This is a genomic window from Streptomyces sp. YS-3, assembly GCF_045257485.1.
GTDB lineage: Bacteria > Actinomycetota > Actinomycetes > Streptomycetales > Streptomycetaceae > Streptomyces.
The window spans coordinates 1-1,975 of the sequence record NZ_JBJHPC010000884.1 but is presented as its reverse complement, the minus strand read 5'-3'; the positions used below and the strand labels follow the sequence as shown (position 1 = coordinate 1,975).

The 1,975-nt window shown below is 68.5% G+C and carries 2 protein-coding genes; both read right to left on the bottom strand.

All coding sequences use genetic code 11. The annotated features are described in order from the left end of the window. Positions 1–1,316, bottom strand: a 1,316-nt coding sequence (locus tag ACJA3G_RS35920; protein ID WP_406557222.1) for a 2-oxoacid:acceptor oxidoreductase family protein, incomplete at its 3' end; no start/stop codon positions are given. Between the two features lie 11 nt (positions 1,317–1,327). Next, positions 1,328–1,975: biotin/lipoyl-containing protein (locus ACJA3G_RS35915; RefSeq protein WP_406557221.1), on the bottom strand; the 648-nt coding region annotated here is incomplete at its 5' end.

The following is a 1,975-nucleotide window of genomic DNA, read 5'->3' as shown; positions in this document are numbered from 1 at the left end:
GCGAGCTGGTGGTTGGGCTGGGTGGCGAACTGGGTGCGCAGGTCGGGCAGTTCACTGGTGTCGGGGATGCGCCAGGGTTCGGAGCCGTTGGCGAGGTAGCCGTCGGAGAGCAGGAAGACGGGGGTGCGGTAGGTCAGGGCGATGCGGGCGGCGTCCAGGRCCGCRTCGAARCAGTCCGCRGGSGTGCGGGGGGCGATGACGGGGACGGGYGCTTCRCCGTTGCGGCCGAACATSGCTTGCAGGAGGTCGGCCTGTTCGGTTTTGGTGGGCAGGCCGGTGGAGGGCCCGCCGCGCTGGATGTCGACGATGAGCAGCGGCAGTTCCAGCGACACCGCCAGGCCGATGGTCTCCGATTTCAGGGCCACGCCSGGGCCGGAGGTGGTGGTCACGGCGAGGGASCCGCCGAAGGCGGCGCCCAGGGCGGCGCCGATCCCGGCGATYTCGTCTTCGGCCTGGAAGGTGCGGACCCCGAAGTTYTTGTGYYKGGCGAGTTCGTGGAGGATGTCGGAGGCGGGGGTGATGGGGTAGGAGCCGAGGTAGAGGGGCAGGTCGGCCTGGCGGGACGCGGCGATGAGGCCGTAGGCCAGGGCGAGGTTGCCGGAGATGTTGCGGTAGGTCCCGGCGGGAAAGGCCTGGGTGGCGGGGGCGACTTCGTAGGAGACGGCGAAGTCCTCGGTGGTCTCCCCGAAGTTCCAGCCCGCCCGGAACGCCGCCACATTCGCCTCGGCGATCTCCGGCTTCGCGGCGAACTTCCGCCGCAGGAACGCCTCCGTTGCTTCGGTGGGGCGGTGATACATCCAGCTGAGCAGGCCGAGCGCGAACATGTTCTTCGACCGCTCGGCCTCCTTGCGGGGCAGGCCGAAGTCTTTGAGGGCTTCCACCGTCAGCGTGGTCAGGGGCACGGGATGGACCTGGTAGGCGTCCAGCGACCCGTCCTCCAAGGGAGAGGTGTGGTAGCCGACCTTGGCCATGGGGCGTTTGGTGAACTCATCGGTGTTGACGATGATGTCCGCGCCGCGCGGCACGTCCGCCAGGTTCGCTTTGAGGGCGGCGGGGTTCATGGCGACCAGGACGTTGGGGGCGTCACCAGGGGTGAGGATGTCGTGGTCGGCGAAGTGCAGCTGGAAACTCGACACCCCCGGCAGCGTCCCGGCAGGCGCACGGATCTCCGCGGGAAAGTTCGGCAACGTCGACAGATCATTACCGAACGAGGCAGTCTCCGACGTGAACCGGTCACCCGTAAGCTGCATACCGTCACCCGAATCACCCGCAAAACGAATGACCACCCGATCGAGGCGCTTGACTTCCTTCAGCATCGATAGGCTCCTCAGCCCTTGATTTCGCAGATGGTGGCGCCGGATGTGACGGACGCGCCTACCGCAGCCGCGAGATCCTTGACGGTGCCGGAGCGGTGGGCGTTGAGGGGCTGTTCCATCTTCATGGCTTCGAGGACGACGATGAGGTCGCCTTCCTTGACTTCCTGGCCCTCTTCGACGGCGACCTTGACGATCGTGCCCTGCATCGGGGACGCCAGCGCGTCACCCGAAATGGCCGATCCCGTCTTCTTCTTGTCGCGGCGCTTGGGCTTGGCGCCGGCGGCGAGGCCGGTGCGGGCCAGGGTCATCCCGAGCGAGGAGGGCAGCGAGACCTCCAGCCGCTTCCCGCCGACCTCGACCACCACGGACTCCCGTTCGGTGGCCGCCTCGTCGTCGCCCTCGGCCGCCGGGGGGACGAACGCCGGGACGGTGTTGACGAATTCGGTCTCGATCCAGCGGGTGTGGACGGTGAAGGGGTCGGGGGAGCCGGTGAGTTCGGGGGCGGAGGCGGGGTCCTTGACGACCGCGCGGTGGAAGGGGATGGCGGTGGCCATGCCCTCGACCTGGAACTCTTCCAGGGCGCGGGCGGCGCGCTGGAGGGCTTGTTCGCGGGTGGCGCCGGTGACGATGAGTTTGGCGAGGAGGGAGTCCCAGGCGGG